This is a genomic window from Veillonella sp. (assembly GCF_032470285.1).
GTDB lineage: Bacteria > Bacillota > Negativicutes > Veillonellales > Veillonellaceae > Veillonella.
Map to the genome: position 1 here is coordinate 33,778 of NZ_JAWEKP010000001.1, position 17,964 is coordinate 51,741.

General features: G+C 38.0%; 15 protein-coding genes. 14 read left to right on the forward strand and 1 reads right to left on the reverse strand.

The features are described from left to right. Positions 1 to 168 precede the first annotated feature (168 nt). On the forward strand, positions 169 to 2,478 hold the full coding sequence (locus E7B10_RS00155; protein WP_004697350.1) for a DNA topoisomerase 3: 2,310 nt from the start codon (positions 169 to 171) through the stop codon (positions 2,476 to 2,478). 212 nt (positions 2,479 to 2,690) lie between these two features. On the opposite strand, the gene E7B10_RS00160 is transcribed toward E7B10_RS00155, so the two are convergent. Further along, the gene (locus E7B10_RS00160; protein WP_004697119.1) at positions 2,691 to 3,989 is read right to left on the reverse strand and encodes a DEAD/DEAH box helicase; all 1,299 of its coding nucleotides are present in this window, start codon (positions 3,987 to 3,989) and stop codon (positions 2,691 to 2,693) included. Between the two features lie 537 nt (positions 3,990 to 4,526). Between E7B10_RS00160 and E7B10_RS00165 the strand changes: the two genes are divergently transcribed. The 13 genes from E7B10_RS00165 (at position 4,527) to hypD (ending at position 17,964) form a co-directional block, all read left to right on the forward strand. After that, entirely contained in the window at positions 4,527 to 4,760 is a 234-nt protein-coding gene (locus tag E7B10_RS00165; protein ID WP_004697076.1) for a FeoA family protein, read from the forward strand. A gap of 9 nt (positions 4,761 to 4,769) precedes the next feature. Further along, positions 4,770 to 7,142, forward strand: a complete 2,373-nt coding sequence (gene feoB / locus E7B10_RS00170) for a ferrous iron transport protein B (protein WP_004696974.1) — start codon at positions 4,770 to 4,772, stop codon at positions 7,140 to 7,142. A gap of 231 nt (positions 7,143 to 7,373) precedes the next feature. After that, positions 7,374 to 7,580, forward strand: coding sequence for a FeoB-associated Cys-rich membrane protein (locus E7B10_RS00175; protein ID WP_004697259.1), 207 nt, complete (start codon positions 7,374 to 7,376; stop codon positions 7,578 to 7,580). Positions 7,581 to 7,684: 104 nt separating this feature from the next. Then, on the forward strand, positions 7,685 to 7,945 hold the full coding sequence (locus E7B10_RS00180) for a DUF6110 family protein (protein WP_004697111.1): 261 nt from the start codon (positions 7,685 to 7,687) through the stop codon (positions 7,943 to 7,945). 16 nt (positions 7,946 to 7,961) lie between these two features. After that, the gene (locus E7B10_RS00185) at positions 7,962 to 10,100 is read left to right on the forward strand and encodes a heavy metal translocating P-type ATPase (RefSeq protein ID WP_004697375.1); all 2,139 of its coding nucleotides are present in this window, start codon (positions 7,962 to 7,964) and stop codon (positions 10,098 to 10,100) included. 115 nt (positions 10,101 to 10,215) lie between these two features. After that, on the forward strand, positions 10,216 to 10,620 hold the full coding sequence (locus tag E7B10_RS00190) for a hypothetical protein (protein WP_004697236.1): 405 nt from the start codon (positions 10,216 to 10,218) through the stop codon (positions 10,618 to 10,620). Continuing rightward, positions 10,613 to 11,455, forward strand: coding sequence for a hypothetical protein (locus tag E7B10_RS00195; protein WP_004697021.1), 843 nt, complete (start codon positions 10,613 to 10,615; stop codon positions 11,453 to 11,455). Before E7B10_RS00190 ends, E7B10_RS00195 begins: the two co-directional genes overlap by 8 nt. 49 nt (positions 11,456 to 11,504) lie before the next feature. Next, positions 11,505 to 12,266, forward strand: coding sequence for an ECF transporter S component (locus E7B10_RS00200; RefSeq protein WP_004697341.1), 762 nt, complete (start codon positions 11,505 to 11,507; stop codon positions 12,264 to 12,266). 100 nt (positions 12,267 to 12,366) lie between these two features. Continuing rightward, on the forward strand, positions 12,367 to 12,510 hold the full coding sequence (scfA, locus tag E7B10_RS00205; RefSeq protein ID WP_004693318.1) for a six-cysteine ranthipeptide SCIFF: 144 nt from the start codon (positions 12,367 to 12,369) through the stop codon (positions 12,508 to 12,510). Between the two features lie 166 nt (positions 12,511 to 12,676). Then, positions 12,677 to 14,086: a thioether cross-link-forming SCIFF peptide maturase gene (gene scfB / locus E7B10_RS00210; protein WP_004697254.1), complete on the forward strand. Its 1,410-nt coding sequence runs from the start codon at positions 12,677 to 12,679 to the stop codon at positions 14,084 to 14,086. 35 nt (positions 14,087 to 14,121) lie between these two features. After that, on the forward strand, positions 14,122 to 16,401 hold the full coding sequence (gene hypF, locus E7B10_RS00215; RefSeq protein WP_004697256.1) for a carbamoyltransferase HypF: 2,280 nt from the start codon (positions 14,122 to 14,124) through the stop codon (positions 16,399 to 16,401). A gap of 233 nt (positions 16,402 to 16,634) precedes the next feature. After that, positions 16,635 to 16,886, forward strand: coding sequence for a HypC/HybG/HupF family hydrogenase formation chaperone (locus tag E7B10_RS00220; protein WP_004693324.1), 252 nt, complete (start codon positions 16,635 to 16,637; stop codon positions 16,884 to 16,886). Further along, complete coding sequence (gene hypD / locus E7B10_RS00225) at positions 16,846 to 17,964, forward strand: hydrogenase formation protein HypD (RefSeq protein WP_077708297.1); 1,119 nt, start codon at positions 16,846 to 16,848, stop codon at positions 17,962 to 17,964. The genes E7B10_RS00220 and hypD overlap by 41 nt, the downstream gene beginning before the upstream one ends.

Below are 17,964 nucleotides of genomic sequence, written 5' to 3' on the forward strand. Positions count from 1 at the left end.
TATTAATATGTTGTGAAAGCAGATAAATCTTTAGGCTCTACTTTCACAGTCTATATATCGTAAAAATTATACATGATTTTTCTAGTTATGACCACTAAATTGTAGTATAATGAGATTTCATAGAACGGCTTGGGGTTAGCCGTTATCTTCAGGTTAAGGAGGGGATCCATGCGGTTATTTATTGCAGAAAAGCCATCCATGGCTCGCGAAATCAGTAAATGCTTACCAGAAAATAAGAATATCCAAAAACGGAATGGTTATTTTATCCAAGGGGATGATGTGGTGACTTGGGTAGTAGGTCATGTACTGCATCAGGCTGAGCCCGGAGATTACGATGATAAATATATCCGTTGGCGTCCTCAAGATTTGCCTATCGTGCCAGCTGAGTGGAAATTGCTTGTCACAGATAGCAGCCGTCAACAGTTTGAGATTGTAAAAGACCTTATCGACAAAGCTGATGTCATCGTCAACGCAGGTGACCCGGATCGGGAAGGGCAACTCTTAGTTGATGAAGTTTTGTACTATGTAGGTAATACAAAACCAGTACAGCGTATTCTATTAAATGCCCTCGATGAAAAATCCATTCGTTCCGCTCTTGATGATTTGAGAGATAACAAGGACTTTCACAATCTATATCAATCTGCATTGGCAAGAGCACGGGCAGACTGGCTCATTGGGATGAATTTATCTCGGGCCTATACATTATCTGAACGTTATAAAGGTCATAAGGTAACATTGCCAATTGGTCGTGTAAAGACGCCAACGTTAGCTCTTGTTGTACGTAGAGAACGAGAGTTAGCTGCATTTAAACCAGTAGACTATTTTACTGTAAAGGTATTATATAACCATCCTAATGGGGTGTTTTGGGCGACTTGGCAGCCTACAGACGAACAAAAGGGGCTTGACCCAGATGGACGACTCATTAATAAAGCTATTGCTGATGAATTAGTAGAATGTTTACAAGCTGGACCAGACGGTTTTATTAAAGGTGTTACAAAGTCTAAGAAAAAAGATGTACAACGATTGCCTTTATCCTTATCATCCTTACAAGTATTGGCAGGTAAAGCCTTTTCTTATGATCCACAGACTGTACTTGATACAGCGCAAAAATTATACGAAAAGAAATTAACTACCTATCCACGTTCTGATTGTGAATATTTACCACCCAATCAATATGATGATCGCAATGCAATCCTCAACAATCTACAAAATGCAGGTGATGAGAGATTAGCACAGTGGGCTGCCGATGCAGATCGTTCTATTAAGAGCCGTGCTTGGAATGAAAAGAAAATTACCGCCCATCATGCTATTATTCCTACAACGGTGGCTTGCAATATAAATAGTTTGTCCCAAGAGGAGCGAAATATTTATTTCCTCATCAGTCAAGCTTATATTGCGCAATTTTATGGGGAGCATATTTACGAGCAAACTAAAATTGTAGTAGAACAAAGTAAGGAAGAGTTTGTAGCTAATGGTCGTGTAGTTATCGAAGAAGGATGGAAATTGCTTTATAAACGACATAAGTCTAAATCTACGACGGACAATGACGAGCCCGATCTAACCGATGAGCGTGGGGCTGAATCAGACCCTAAAAAAGAGGTTATTGAAGAAACGGACCACTTGCCAGCGGTTAAAAAGAACGATACTGTTTTATATACGGATTCTTCTATAGAGTCTAAACAAACGAAACCACCATCCCGTTTTACGCCGTCCACATTACTACAAGCGATGAAGGAAATTCATAAATTCGTAAAAAATGAAGACTTGAAAAAGCAATTAAAGGCTGTATCTGGTATTGGTACAGAAGCAACTCGGGCAAACATTATTGATGAGCTTATCAGTCGAGACTTTATGAAAACGTCAGGGAAGAAGCAAGTCTTATCTCCAACGGAAACGGGCTATCTCTTAGTAGATGCTCTGCCAGAAGAGCTGCTTTATCCTGATGAAACAGCTGTTTGGGAAGAACGCTTAGCACTTATGAGCGAAGGAGAGGATACATTAGATTCCTTCTTAGCGGATCAAATTAAGTTTTTAAAATTATTAATTGATAAACTTGGTTTTGATAAAGTAGTAAGCTCTGATCAAATGATGCCCAATGTGGTGCGAACTATAACGAGTCAAAATCGTAAGCGCCCTATGGATAGTGAAAGCGTAGACTTGTCTTCCTTACCTGTATGTCCTAAATGTAAAAAAGGACGTTTGCAACAGCGGAATGGTAAATTTGGTGCCTTTTTAGGGTGCACGAATTATCCTACGTGTAAACATACTCAGCCAGTAGAAGGGGATACTTCTAGTGTTGAAGGTAATATTGAAGTATCTGATGAAGATAAACAATATAAATGCCCTAGATGTAACGTAGGTTACTTTGTGAAACAAGAGGTGAGAGGTCGAACAAACTGGATTTGTAGCAATCGATCTCAATGTAAGACCCAATGTTCTGATGTAGATGGGGTACCGAGCATTTATGCCAACAAATAAAGTAACCAATAAAAGGTAACTTATTATCGGTAAATATATATAATCGAATATAGATTATTGTAAAGTTTTTAGTTATCTAAGATTACCAAGAAACAACTATTTTTACAGTGATAATAAAAAGACGCGTACAGCTTAGCTGTGCGCGTCTTTTTTTGAAACTGTTCTTGTAGAAGAAAAATTGCTTCATTTAGTTTAGGATATTAAGCTGAATTTTATCTGCGTTTGCCACGACGACCAGTTTGGGAGGTAGAAGCACGGCGTTGGCGTGTATTGGAGCCTTTATGGCCTCGTGCTTTGTGAGCTTTAGCCTTAGTGGATTGGTAAGTGCTTGTAATCTTAGGTTTACTAGCTAATTTTGTGCGTTTTGGAGCAGTGCTAGCATTGCCCTTAGTTTTGATCTGACCATCCTTAGTATATTTTGTAAGTGTAGCTTGGATAGCTCGTTCGATGCGTCGTAACCATGATTCGTCTTGTGGTGTCGCAAAGGTTACAGCCACGCCAGAGTTACCAGCACGACCTGTACGGCCAATGCGGTGGATGTAGTAATCTACATCGCGAGGTACGTCGTAATTATATACATGTGTGATACCTTCGATGTCGATACCGCGAGCCGCAATATCGGTAGCCACTAAGATTTGTGTTTTAGCTTTTGCAAAGTCTCGCAGAATTTGTGTGCGACGACCTTGTGTCAAGTCACCGTGCATTTCTGCTATATTGAGCCCCGCTGCAGTTAATTCGTAGGATAAACGAATGGCACCTTCCCGTTTATTACAGAAAACTATAGCTAAAAACGGATTATCATCTTCAATCATTTTGATGAGCCGTTGTGTTTTTTCTTCAGGATTCATCATATACACTCGTTGATCAATTGATTCGAGAGTGATGTGTTTTCCTTCTGCCGTTACTGAAACGGGTTTAGACATATATGCCTTTGCGAGATTTCGGATTTTATCTGGAATTGTAGCGGAGAATAGTAATAGTTGTCTATTGGCATCTGTTTGGCCGATGAGATTTTCGATATCTGGTAAGAAGCCCATGTGAAGCATTTGGTCTGCTTCATCTAGTACAACACGACGAATACAGTCTAGATGGAGAGAACCGCGCTTTGCATGATCCAATAGACGACCAGGTGTACCTAAGATGACTTGAGGTCGGCGGCCTAACTGTTGTAACTGTGCCTCGATTGTTTTGCCGCCGATAAGAGGGAGGATATCTACATTTAAAATAGAACCTATTTCCTTCGCTTCATCGGAAATTTGTTTAATTAGTTCTCGTGTAGGCGCAATGATAAGCACTTGTTCTTGATGAACATCAGTATGTACACGTTGTAGAATTGGCAGTAAGAATGCTAGTGTTTTCCCCGTGCCGGTTTGAGCTTTGGCTATGACATCATTCCCTTTAAAGACGACAGGAATGGATTGTTCTTGAATTGGCGTAGGCTCCTTTATACCTTGTTTTTGTAGGGCTTGGATAAGTTCATCACAAACACCTAAAGATTTAAAAGATTTCATGAATCGTCCTTTCTATAATACATATTATATTAATTATAACGTATGCACATATTAGGGGCAAATGAATTGAACTTGGAAGATGTATAGTCTTAACATACTCTAGGCTCAATAAATATTATAGTATTTTGGGTATATTTTTTTGATAATATATGGAAAAATACTGATATAACTAAGTAAAATGAGAAATGAAAATATTAAAATAGCTACATTTAAACTGTTTATAAACTATTAATTGAGAATGTGAGAGTATTTGTAAATGATAATCTTAATAGAGTTTATTGATTACAGTATCTAAATATATAGCTATGAAATATTAAATTTCAGCTAGTATTCAGTATTTTATTAGATAATTATATAGATAATCTCATATTAAATATGATAATAAAATATAGATATGAGATAAAAAATAACCATAAAAATGATAATAATTGTTGAAATTAATGCTTGATTTGATATAATAATTTAAGATATTAATACGCATTATTATTTGGTGTGTTTAATATGAGGTTGTTAGGTACAATAATTAGGAGGTGTCGTATGGCTATCAAAAAGTTAAAAGACATGAAACCAGGTGAGTCTGGTCTTATTGTTGCACTACATGGCAGTGGCAATGTTAAGCATCGTCTAATTGACATGGGTCTTGTAAATGGTACAAAAATCCATGTTATGAAGTTTGCCCCTTTGGGGGATCCGGTGGAAATCAAAGTAAAAAACTTTGAATTAGCACTTCGTACAAGCGAAGCTGGCATGATTGATGTAGAGGTTCAATAGGAGGTTCACATGGCAGAGAATGGGCAAATTCGCATTGCCTTAGCAGGTAACCCTAACTGTGGTAAAACTACAATGTTTAACAATATCACAGGGGCGAAGCAACACGTTGGTAACTATGCCGGCGTTACAGTAGAAAAAAAGGAAGGCCATACGAACTTTGATGGCCATGAGTTATTGTTTATTGACTTACCAGGTACATATAGCTTAACTGCACGTTCCTTGGATGAGTTAGTAGCGCGTAATGTTATCGTAAATGATAACCCAGATGTTATTGTTAATGTTCTTGATGCATCTAACTTGGAACGTAACTTATATTTAGCTGCACAATTATTGGAACTTGAAAAGCCAATGGTTATTGCTCTAAACATGGCTGACGTTGCTGAAGAAATGGGCATCAAATACGACCTAAAAAAAATGGCAGAAATGACAGGGGCTACAATTGTTAGCACAGTAGGTCGTACAAACATTGGTACAAAAGACTTGTTAGAAGCAACAATTAGTGTAGCTGCTTCTCAAAAAGCTCCTGGTGTAACAATTAACTATGGTGATTTGTTAGAAGGTAAAATTAGTGAGCTTGTAGAATTGCTAAAACAAGCGGGCACTGTTACATATCCACTTCGTTGGATTGCTGTTAAGTTGTTAGAAAAAGATGCTGACGTTATTGGCAAAGTTATGCGCTTTGATAATACGGAAGCTGTTATTCAAAAGGCTGAAGCTATTCGTGAAGAAATTAAGGATCAAGTTGATCTTGATATTGTCTTCCAAGAATATCGTCACCGCTTTGCAGTAGAAGTATATAATACATGTTTAACACAAGCGCCAACTCAATTGGAAACACGCTCTGACCGTTATGACAAAATCTTAACGCATCGAATTTGGGGCTTACCAATCTTCATGGTTGTTATGTACTTATTGTTTGCGTTCGTTAACTTCGTTGGTGGTATTCCTCAAGGTTGGATCGAGGATGGTTTCGCTGCATTACAAGCTTATGCGGTTCAGACTATTCCAGAGGGCCAATTACAGTCACTCGTATCTGATGGTATTATTGCCGGCGTAGGTGCGGTACTTTCATTCTTACCATTAATTTTATTACTCTTCCTTGGCATTTCTTTCTTGGAAGATACAGGTTATATGGCTCGTGCAGCCTTCGTTATTGACCGTGTAATGCGCGCATGTGGCTTACATGGTAAATCCTTTATTCCTTTATTATTGGGTTTCGGTTGTTCCGTACCATCCGTAATGGGTGCCCGTATCCTCGACAACTACAAGGATCGAATGGTTACGATTTTGATTACACCATTCATGAGTTGTTCTGCACGTTTGCCAGTGTATATCTTATTTGCAAATGCGTTCTTCCCAAATGGTTGGGATAGTACTTTAGTTGTATTCTCTGTATACTTCTTGGGTATCATCTTCGGTATTATCTTTGCAAAAATTTTCCGTAAGTTCTTATTTGCTGGTGAAGCAGAACCATTTGTAATGGAATTACCTCCATATCATTTGCCTACATTGAAAGCTACATGGATGCACATGTATGAACGTGCTAAATTGTACATCATTAAAGCCGGTACTTTCATTATGGCTGCTTCCATCTTGATTTGGTTCATCACTGCATATCCAATGGATGTAGAATACTCCAAAGATTATGATGCAGTGAAAGAACAAGTTGCTCAAGAGTATGAAGTAAAAGATGCAGCTACATTATCTCAATTCGGTATTGCTACAGATGACCAAAAAGATGCAGTTGATAAAATTGTTGAAGATATGAAATCTACTGTACAAGATGCTACTGATGCTGCTAAGCAAGCAGGAGAAGATGAACCTGAAGTAGCAGTAGAGGATGATTCTGAAGCACCTGAATTATTCAATGATATTAAAGATGAAAATAAAGACTTGTTCCCAGCAGCATGGGCAATGTATAAAAACAGTGCTAACTTAGATGCTGAAAATGACAAACTTGATAAAGAACAAGCTGCTGAAAAAATTGAACAATCCTATGCAGCATCCTTTGGTAAAGCAATCAACCCAGTACTTGAACCATTGGGCTTCGACTGGAAAATGGGCTTATCTCTCGTAGCTGGTTTAGCGGCTAAAGAGGTAGTAATTTCTACATTGGGTACAGTATATGCAGTAGGTGGTGATGATAAAAATCCAGCTCCATTGACTGATTACTTACAAAATGATCCAAACTTCTCACCATTGATTGCATTAACAATGATGTTGTTCGTATTAATTTACCCACCTTGTTTGGCAACATTAGCTGTTATCAAACGTGAAACAGGTTCTTGGAAATGGGTTGCATTCATGTTCTGCTATGAAAATACATTTGCATGGATTGCATGTTTCATCTTCTATAACATAGGTCGCGCATTAGGTTTCTAATCTAAAATCGCTAAATAGGAGAGTTTAGCCACTTTTAGATTCTTTAAACAAAAATGAATTTAAAAATTGCGATTTTGTTATAAGTAATTTAAAAATAATACTTGATAATTATCAATATTCGTGGTTAAATGATAATGAGAAAAGGGAAATATCCTTTAGATATTGCTTTTATCTTGTTTATCACTAATACACATATTATAATTTAGTAGATATTGAGAAAGAGGCATAATAATGGATAATCTTGTTATAGGACTCATAGTTGTATTAGCATTAGCTTATATCGGTAATAAATTTTACAAACAAATGTCTGGTAAAGGTGGCTGCGGCTGTGGTGGCGGTAGCTCCAAGTCTGGCTCTAAAAAATCTTCTGGTTGCGGTGGTAACTGCAGCTGTGATGGTTCCAATAAAGCACTAGGCATTAAACGTACTGCTAAGTAAGCTAATACGAATTCTGAATTTGAATGAGGGGTCTCTATAATGGCTCCTCTTTTCAAATATAGTAATTAAATTTTTTATCATATTTAGTAGAAAGGAATATTATCATGTTCAACATCGATCAAAAAAATCTTAAAAACGCTAACTTATTCGCAGCAGGTCTTGCATTGGGTACTGTAGGTCTTAAAGTATTAACTTCTAAAGATGCTAAAAAAGTATATGCTGGTATCGTAGCAGCTGGTCTTCGCGCTAAAGAAACTGTATTAGAAACAGCTGAAAAAGTACAAGCATCCGCATCTGATGTATTGGCAGAAGCTCAAGAAATCAACGAAGCACGCAACGAAGAAATCTTTGAAGAAAACAAATAATTAGAGGATTGCACATATGTTACAATTTTCTGTAGTAAAAAAACTCAGAAATCGCTTGCATGTTAAGGTAACTGGTCATCACTTTACAGAGGCTGAAGCAGCTTATGTAGAGGATACATTACTCCTTAATGATGCAATTGTAGATGTAACCTTCTACACTCGTAGCAGTCAAATCGCCATTAAACATACTGGCGATGTTGATGCTGTGCGTGATGCAGTGCTAGGTCTACGCGATTTAGATTTGTCTGAAGCTCCTGCTTTAAACGAATATTCTCCTCGCTTGGTAAATAAAAAATACCGTGAAATGATGATCAACCGTACTGCACTTTACTTAGGTAAAAAAGCAGTGCTTCCTGCGCCTATTGCAGCTGCATGGGCTTGGTTTGATGGTATTAAATTTATTGGTAAGGCTATTAAAACATTGTGGCAACGTAAGTTAACTGTCGAAGTACTTGATGGTGTAGCTATTGGTGCTGCATTACTTCAAAAGGATTACCCTACAGCTGGCGCTGTTATGTACCTATTAGGTATTGGTGATATCTTAGAAGAATGGACTCACCGTAAATCTGTATTAAATCTCGCTCAAAGCATGTCCTTGAACGTAGATAAAGTATGGGTTTTAGTTGATGACATTGAAGTGAGCAAGCCAGTTAACGAAGTTGTGGCAGGTGATCAAATTATTATTCGCCAAGGCGAAGTGATTCCTTTGGATGGCGTCGTTATCGATGGTGTTGTTCTTGTTAATGAAAGCTCCATGACTGGTGAACCAGAAGCGGTTCGTCGCGATCAAGACAGTTCTGTATATGCAGGTACTGTTGTTGAAGACGGTAAAGCTATTGTAGAAGTACGTAGTACATCCAAAACATCTCGTTACGAAAAAATCGTTAACCTCATTGAAGAGTCTGAACAAATGAAATCCGGTATGGAACAACAAGCATACCGCATGGCAGATAAATTAGTTCCAATTAGCTTTATTGGTGCTGGTTTAACATATTTGTTGACTCGAAATGTAATGAAAGCATTGTCTTTCGTTATGGTTGACTTCTCTTGTGCTCTAAAATTATCCATTCCATTAGCAGTACTTTCCGCTATGCAAGAAGCATCTAAACGCGGTATCACTGTTAAAGGTGGTAAGTTCTTAGAACAAATTGCACAAGCAGATATGATTGTGTTCGATAAAACTGGTACTCTTACAAAAGCAGAACCTGAGTTTGAACAAATCATCCCGTTCAACGGTCATGATGCAGATGAAATGTTGAAATTAGCTGCATGTATTGAGGAACATTTCCCTCACTCCATGGCAAAAGCAATTGTACGCGCTGCTAAGGATCATGACTTGCCTCACAAGGAAATGCACTCCGACGTAGAATACGTTGTAGCTCATGGTATTGCATCTAAAGTTGGTCGCTACCGTGTACGCATTGGTAGTGCTCACTACATCTTTGATGATGAAAAGACAAAAATTCCTGCAGATGAACAAGAAAAATTCAACAATTTACCAAATTCATCTTCACATATTTACCTCGCTATTGGAGGTACACTAGCAGCGGTTATTTGTATTAAAGACCCTGTTCGTGAGGAAGCAAAACAAGTTATAGCTGATTTACACACATTGGGTATTAAAAAGGTTGTCATGATGACTGGCGACTCCAAACGTAATGCACAACGTGTAGCTGACGAACTCGGCATCGATGAATTGCATGCTGAAGTATTGCCAGAAGATAAAGCAGCTTATGTAAAACAAGCAAAAGCTGAAGGCTATACTGTTATGATGGTAGGGGATGGTATTAACGATTCCCCAGCAATTTCTGAAGCACATGTTGGTATCGCTATGAATGAAGGCGCACCAATCGCTCAAAAAATTGCAAATGTTACTATTTCTTCCGATCATCTACAAGCTCTTGTAGATTTACGCCGCATTTCTATGGCATTGATGAAACGTATCAAAGCTAATTACAATGGTATCGTTGGTTTCAACGGTGCTCTTGTAGGTGGTGGCGTACTCGGTATTATGCCGCCAAGCCAAACAGCATGGTTGCATAATCTATTCACATTGGGTATCGGCTTAGAAAGCATGACTCCATTGTTGAAAAAAGAAGAACCAAAGGACGCTGTTCCTACAATTGATGTAACAGCTGACTCTGTAGTAGCTTAATTAGAAACCTCCATATAAGGTATTCATTTACCTATATGGAGGTTTTTCTTTTTTGATGACATTTATCTATGATTATTGTAAAATACAAAGAGATTACATATCATAGGAGATCTTTATGAACACATTAATGGATATTTGTAAAAGATCCATCTACTTGAATCTATTTATTGTAGTCATTCCTATTATTGCGTATATGATTCATAATGGATCGAGTGCGATGGTAGCACTTGTATGGTATTTGCTTTTATCCCTAATTATGCCTTGGGCATATTTATCATTTAAAAGTAGTACCTTTGGAGATGGTAAATCGATTAGCCGTATTGCTTATGTTGTAAGTTGGATTATAATCCACGGCATTAGCTATAAAGGTATTTTTCTCGGTGTAGATTTATCGATGTTATGGGGCTGGCCTACAGCAGGCCGAGATGTAGCTTTCTTAGTAGCTATGTATATCGGTGTCACTATTAGCTTGATTCTAGCGTATGGTCTTACTCGCTTAGTGGGAGGCCGTAATGAATAAGAGTTTCTGGTTATTTACCGTTGTTTGCGCTTTATTTGTAAGTGCTGTAACAACAGTTCTTTCCTTGAGTGGAGCATTAGCGTTACCTATATTAGTATTCCCTGTATTGTCTCTTGTAATACCACTCATGGTGCGTAGACTTAAGAATGCTAAATTTAACGACGACCTACCATTGAGTATGGGCTATCATGCATATAGTTGGGCTTGGTGGACAGTATTTTCATTTCTTCATACGCCATTTAGCTTTACAACAGAGAATGGAATTGTAACAGCATTGCTTCTATTCGTGGTGTATTTTATCGTTCAAGTGCTCATTGAACTTTGTGGTCTGTTAGCAACTAAGTTTTTTGATCGAAAACATCGATGGGGCATGGTAGATGAAGCCCTTGATATAATCGGGTATACTATACCAATCCCATTTTTATACATTGGTTCGCTTTTGTATATTGATTTACAGGATCCGATGGTATACTTCATGTATGCATCATCAATGAATGTGAATATATTATTTGCTGAACTTGTATTATTACTAGTTTCTTTGTTGGTATTTGTATTTTATTTATATCCAAGAGATATAGCATATAGAGGTATACGATTATTTCGCATTGTTTTAACCGCTGCTTTATGGCTTGCTATGAATGCCCATATTTTATACGGTGGTTATATTCCAGAATTTATTGTATCTTTAGTTCCCACCGTTTTCCCAACGTATCAAGGTAATCCGCTCGTGTTTGTTACTCCCACTTTATTAGAAGCTGGTATGACAGGTATAGCGGTGATTATAGGCGCATTGGTAGAACGTGGTATAATTTCACGACGCCGTGAACGTATTTAATTTCTAGTTTCGACTTATATCCGTAAGGAATGAGAACGAAGGAGGATCTATGAACAACATTGAACGTCCAGTGGATGATAACTCAACTGTATCAATCCACGACAATGAAAAACTGAAGCAAGTTGAACGTAAAGAGGCCAAAAAAGAGAAGAAAAGTGGCATTACGATTCGAGAATTGACAATTATTGGTCTACTAGCAGGTATCACTATTGCATTAGGGCTTTCTGGTTATGGTATTATTCCATTAGGACCGCTAAATGTAACAACTTTACATGTACCAACTCTAATTGGTGCTATTGTAGAAGGACCAAAAGTGGGGGCCTTTGTTGGCTTTATCTTTGGTTGCTATAGTTTGTGGCAAAATATTACAGCTCCTAATATTTTATCCCCACTATTTATTAATCCAATCATTTCCGTATTACCGCGTATACTTTTCCCAGTATTAGCATATTTGGTATATCTATTATTGTGGAAAGCACCGCAAGGTCCGCGTATTATTGTTTCTGCTTTTATGGGGACTGTATTTCATACGATCATGGTTATGGGATTAATCTTCTTACTCTATGCAGATATGTTTGCTCTTAAAATGAATCTTAGTCCAGATCAAGTATTAGGCTCTATTGTATTCTTGTCTGTTACACATGGTATTCCAGAAGCAGTTTTTGCTGCTGTAATTGTAACACCAGTGGCAATGGCTTTACGAAAAGTATTGCGTAAGGATGCTCCTAAGAAAACTAAAGGTGAAGCTATGCGAGACGCAAAAGTTACAGACCATCAATTAGGAGAAACTGAAGTGGTAGAAACCAAATAAGCTGAAGTTGTAGACGAAAATATAACGAAATAGTATTTTACAGGCTTTTTATAAATATGATAAAATAAATATCATTCGATAAGTATTGAGGAGGATAATCATGGCTAAACGTATTCGTACTATCAACACTGAATCCTTACAAAAAACTGCTAAAACTGGCGGTTGTGGGGAATGTCAAACATCTTGCCAATCCGCTTGTAAAACAAGCTGCACAGTTGGTAACCAAGTTTGCAAACAAAAATAATGAAGAGGCTCGCTTAGCGGGCCTTTTTTATTTATGTTTTAAAGACATACATTGTATAGTATATCTTTATGACTCTTTTTATAACGTTTAGTGTGGAAATGTGGTACAATTATCTAGAAAGTTCTATATACTAGAGCTTTTACCATACAAATCAATTGGAGGTACCATGTTAGAATTAAAACCAATGATCCATAAGTTTCGGATGAAGGATAACTATTACTGCTTAGACGTAAATAGCGGTATTATCCATGTTATCGACGAACTCATCGATAGAGTTCTTGACATATATGATGGCACTAATCGCGATGCTGTACATGCTGCGTTAGATGCTAAAGAAGATGCAGTAGAACTAGATGAGATTATGGACGAGTTAGATGAGCTCATCAAAGCGGAGCAATTATTTGCACCGATGAGTAAAGAGTTTAAACTTGTAGTAGGTGAGAAACCTATTGTTAAGGCATTATGCTTAAATATTGCTCATGATTGTAACTTAGCATGCAAATATTGCTTTGCTAGTCAAGGTGATTACGGCGGTGTTAAACGAGAATTGATGAGCTTTGATGTAGCAAAACGAGCTGTGGACTTTCTTATTAAAATGAGTGGACCTCGCCAACATTGTGAAATTGACTTTTTCGGTGGTGAGCCATTGTTGAACTGGGATGTTGTTAAGCAAACGGTTGAATACATTGAATCCATTCAAGAAAAGCACAACAAAATCTTCAAACTTACATTGACCACGAATGGTATGCTTTTAACACAAGATAAAATTGATTATGTGAATGAGCATAAGATGAGTCTTGTATTATCTTTGGATGGTCGTGAATCCGTTCATAATGCGATGCGACCTGTAGCGGGTAGTGGTGCTGAATCCTATAAATATATTGCAAAGAATCTTGTCAATGCTGTAAAACAGCGTCACGGTCTTGAATACTATGTACGTGGTACGTATACACATAAAAACTTAGACTTTACTAAAGACGTTATGGCAATGTCTGATCTCGGCTTTGAGCATTTGTCCATGGAGCCTGTTGTCGGTGAAGAAGGGGACTATGTACTTCGTGAAGAAGATTGGCCAGCTTTAGAGAAAGAATATGAAAAACTAGCAGATATTTATTTACAACGCCAGTTAGAAGGCTGGGGTGAGAAGTTTAACTTCTTCCACTTCCGCATGGATTTATATCGTGGGCCATGTATGGCGAAACGCCTTCGAGGTTGTGGGGCAGGTCATGAATATATGGCGATTGTACCAAATGGTGATATTTATCCATGCCATCAATTTGTAGGCAAAGATGGATACGTGCTTGGTAATGTGTATGATGGTTTACAAAATACAGAGATTCCTAAAGATTTCCGTAATACACATGTATTCTCTAAGCCAATTTGTGCTGAATGTTGGGCGAAATTCTTCTGTTCCGGTGGCTGTCATGCTAACAACATTACATTGGGTGGCGATCTAGAGACACCTTATGAATTTGGTTGTCGTTTACAGAAGAAACGTATTGAATGTGCTATCATGATTCAAGCTGAATTAGAACAAGCTGGTATTGATGGCAGTATTCCTGTTGCATTAGGTTAATTACACTTGATTCTCCGAGTATAGTAGGAGTTTATATGAAACAAAATAGTAATCAAACTACAGAACGCTGGGGAATTCGCTATACCGGTATAGTTCAAGGGGTCGGATTCCGACCCCTTGTTTCTATGTTGGCCCATTCTCTAGGATTAACAGGTTTTGTATATAATGATAGTCAAGGCGTGTATGTTGAAGTTCAAGGTTTTCTAGGTGAATTGCAGTTATTTTTAGATGCTGTTCAAGAGGAGCAACCTCGTTTATGTCGTATTACTAGTCAAACTGTACAGCATCTTACACTTAATATGCATGAAAGTGATTTTGTTGTGCAGGCATCCCCTTTAGGTGAATCCGTGAGTACCTTTATTAGTGCTGATACTGCGCCTTGTAATGATTGCCTTAAAGAGTTACAACAAGATAAACGTAGAAAGGAATATCCTTTCATCAATTGTACAAATTGCGGACCAAGGTATACGATAATCAAATCTTTGCCCTATGATCGAGAACGGACGACGATGAATGAGTTCCCCATGTGTGAAGATTGTAAGGCTGAATATGAAGATATAGAGGGGCGTCGTTATAGAGCTGAACCAAATGCATGCACTTATTGTGGGCCTTGGTATACTTTATACAAGCCAAATCGCACGGCTGTAGATACGGTAAATGTATGGAATACTACGCGGGAATTGATCAATGAAGGTAATATTATCGCCATAAAAGGTGTAGGAGGGTATCATCTTGTTTGCGATGCTAGAAATGACGCTGCTGTACAACGATTACGTAAGCGGAAGAATAGACCGCATAAACCATTAGCAATAATGGTGGGATCTCTAGATATGGCGATTGAGTTAGTACATATTAACGATGTAGAACTAGATGTATTAACGGGGATGGAACGTCCTATTGTGTTATTAGAAAGGAATCATAATAGTTCTGTTCGGTTAAGTCCTCACGTTGCACCTGACAATCATATGTTGGGTGTGATGTTGCCTTATTCACCAATGCATGAGGTGTTATTGCCCTCTGATGCAGCCTGGGTTATGACCAGTGGTAACAGAAGTGGTGATTCCGTATTATATAATGACGACCAAGCGTTTAATGAACTAGGTGAGGTAGCAGACTATTTCCTCGTTCATAATCGTGAAATCTATGCTCCTCTTGATGATTCTGTGGTGGTGGTCATCAATAATAAACCTCGATTTATTCGTCGCAGTCGTGGCTATGTACCTGAGCCAATTCATTGTGACTGTTTAGAACAAACTTCGATATTAGCTATGGGCAGTGATTTGAAAAATGCGTTTGCTGTGAATAAAGGTAGTGAAGCTCTTGTAGGACCCCATATTGGAGATTTAGAGAATGCATCTACTCATAAAACCTTAGAATGGACCATTGAGCGATATAAAAATTTATTTTCTATACAACCAGAAAAGATTATTATAGATAGTCATCCCCAGTTTTTCTCTTCTCGGTTAGGTGAAAGAATAGGTGAAAGTTTCCATCTTTCTGTTATACCTGTTCAGCATCATCATGCTCATATAGCGTCTGTTATGGCAGAACACAATTTAAGGGGGCTGGTACTAGGAATTGCTATGGATGGTACTGGCTATGGACCAGATGGGACTATATGGGGGGGGGAATTTCTCCTTTGTAAAGGCAATCAATATCAGAGATTGGCACATATTCATGCGGCTCCATTGCCTGGTGGAGAAAAGGCTGTTTCTGAACCCTGGCGACAAGCCTTATGGTATATTCGTAATTATTATGGCGATGATATCCCTTTTGTATATAAAGAGTGGATGAAAGAACTTCCAAAGGGATGGGAAATTTTAGATAAAGCATTACAATCTACGATGCCCATGATTCAAGCTACAAGCTGTGGGCGATTATTTGATACTGTAGGTGCTTTATTAGGTCTTGGTATGGTCCATAGTTATGATGCACAAATTGCCATTTCCTTAGAAACTCTATGTGGTGATGAAAAAGGATCACTACTTGCTTACAATTATGACGGACATATTCTTGATTTTACACCTACAGTTCAATCTATTATGGATGGCGTTGTTCGTGGTGAATGTCGAGCTCATTTAGCCGCTTCATTTCATAAAACAATGGCAATCGCACTATGCGAAACGGCTGCAGACTTGATGGAGCGATATAATATTAGTGATGTGGCTATGTCTGGTGGTGTATTTCAAAATCGTAAACTATTAGAATTTATATATAAGACGTGGCATATAGGTAATTTATATATGAATGAAGCGGTTCCCTCTAATGATGGTGGACTTGCTTTAGGACAACTGTGGTTAGGAAATCAATTATAAATTGTCATATAGCTCTTATTCTTAGATAAATTTATTTAGTAATGTCCTGAATATTGTTTAATCTATGTGAGTGCCATAGCTAGTTTAAGTTCTAGTTGTTTGTGCACACTATCACTAAATAATGAGTGTAACTGTGATACAATAATATTAATTTTATTCATATATTTCGGAGCTGTTTTATTGAAGTAAATGTATATAAAACTTGTTATAAATGATATAGATAAGGAGATAATATGTGCTTAGCTGTACCAGCGCAATTGATTGCTGTGAATGATGCTATTGGTACCGTTGAATTGACAGGTGCTACCCGTGACTGCAGCTTGCTCCTCGTACCAGATGCAAAGGTCGGGGACTGGTTGTTAGTTCATGCAGGTTTTGCTGTACAAATTGTTGATGAAGAAGAGGCTCAAAAAACATTAGAGGCCTTTAAGGAGTTAGAAGAACTTGAAGAAGCTTACTTTGCAGGAAAAGCAGCACACAGCTGATGCTTTGTTAAGGCGCATCAATGCGCTTCATAAGCCCGGTGAAACTGTGCGGCTTATGGAGGTTTGTGGTACGCATACAGTATCGATTTTCCGAGAAGGTCTTCGTCAATTATTGCCAAGTGGCATAGAACTTGTTAGTGGACCAGGATGTCCAGTATGTGTAACTGATCAAACCTATATGGATAAGGCTTTAGCCTATGCAGAACGTGAGGATGTTATTATTGCTACCTTTGGGGATATGTTAAAGGTTCCAGGTAGCTATAGTAGTCTCAATGAAGCTCAAACAAAAGGAGCTCATATCCATGTTATTTATACGCCTTTAGAGGTAATAGAACTTAGCAAAAAATATTCAGAAAAGAAAATAGTATTCTTAGCTATTGGCTTTGAAACGACTATTGCGATTATATGTGCTACTGTGAAAGCCGTTCACGCAGCAGGACTTAAGAATGTATTCTTTTTAGTATCTCATAAATTAGTGCCTCCAGCATTGCGTGCACTATTAGATAAACAAGAAGGTCATATCGATGGATTTATTTTACCTGGCCATGTGAGTGTTATTATTGGTGAAGAACCATACCGATTTTTGCCCAAAGAATACGGTATTCCATCTTGTATCGCTGGCTTTGATGGCTTAGAAATATTGTCTGCCATAGCTAATATTTTAGAGCAACGTGAGTCTGGTAATATTGTGGTGGGCAATACGTATCATTCTGTAGTTATGCAGAAGGGAAACCCTGTAGCCCAAGCTATGATCGAGGAAGTATATGAAGTATGCGATGATGTATGGCGTGGTATTGGTGTGATTCCTAACTCTGGTTTAGCATTAAAGGGTGAGTATGCAGCTTATGATGTAGAGCTTGTCCTTCCTATTAACTTGGATAAACCATCTCTTGATCCTAAAGGCTGTCAATGTGGACGTGTTTTGCAAGGCCTTATTAAACCGAGTGAATGTCCGTTATTTGGTAAAAGCTGTACCGCAGATCATCCGGTGGGTGCCTGTATGGTATCTGTAGAGGGTAGCTGTGCTGCATGGTATAAATATGGTTATTCTAGTGGTGGATCGACGTGGGAGGATTAA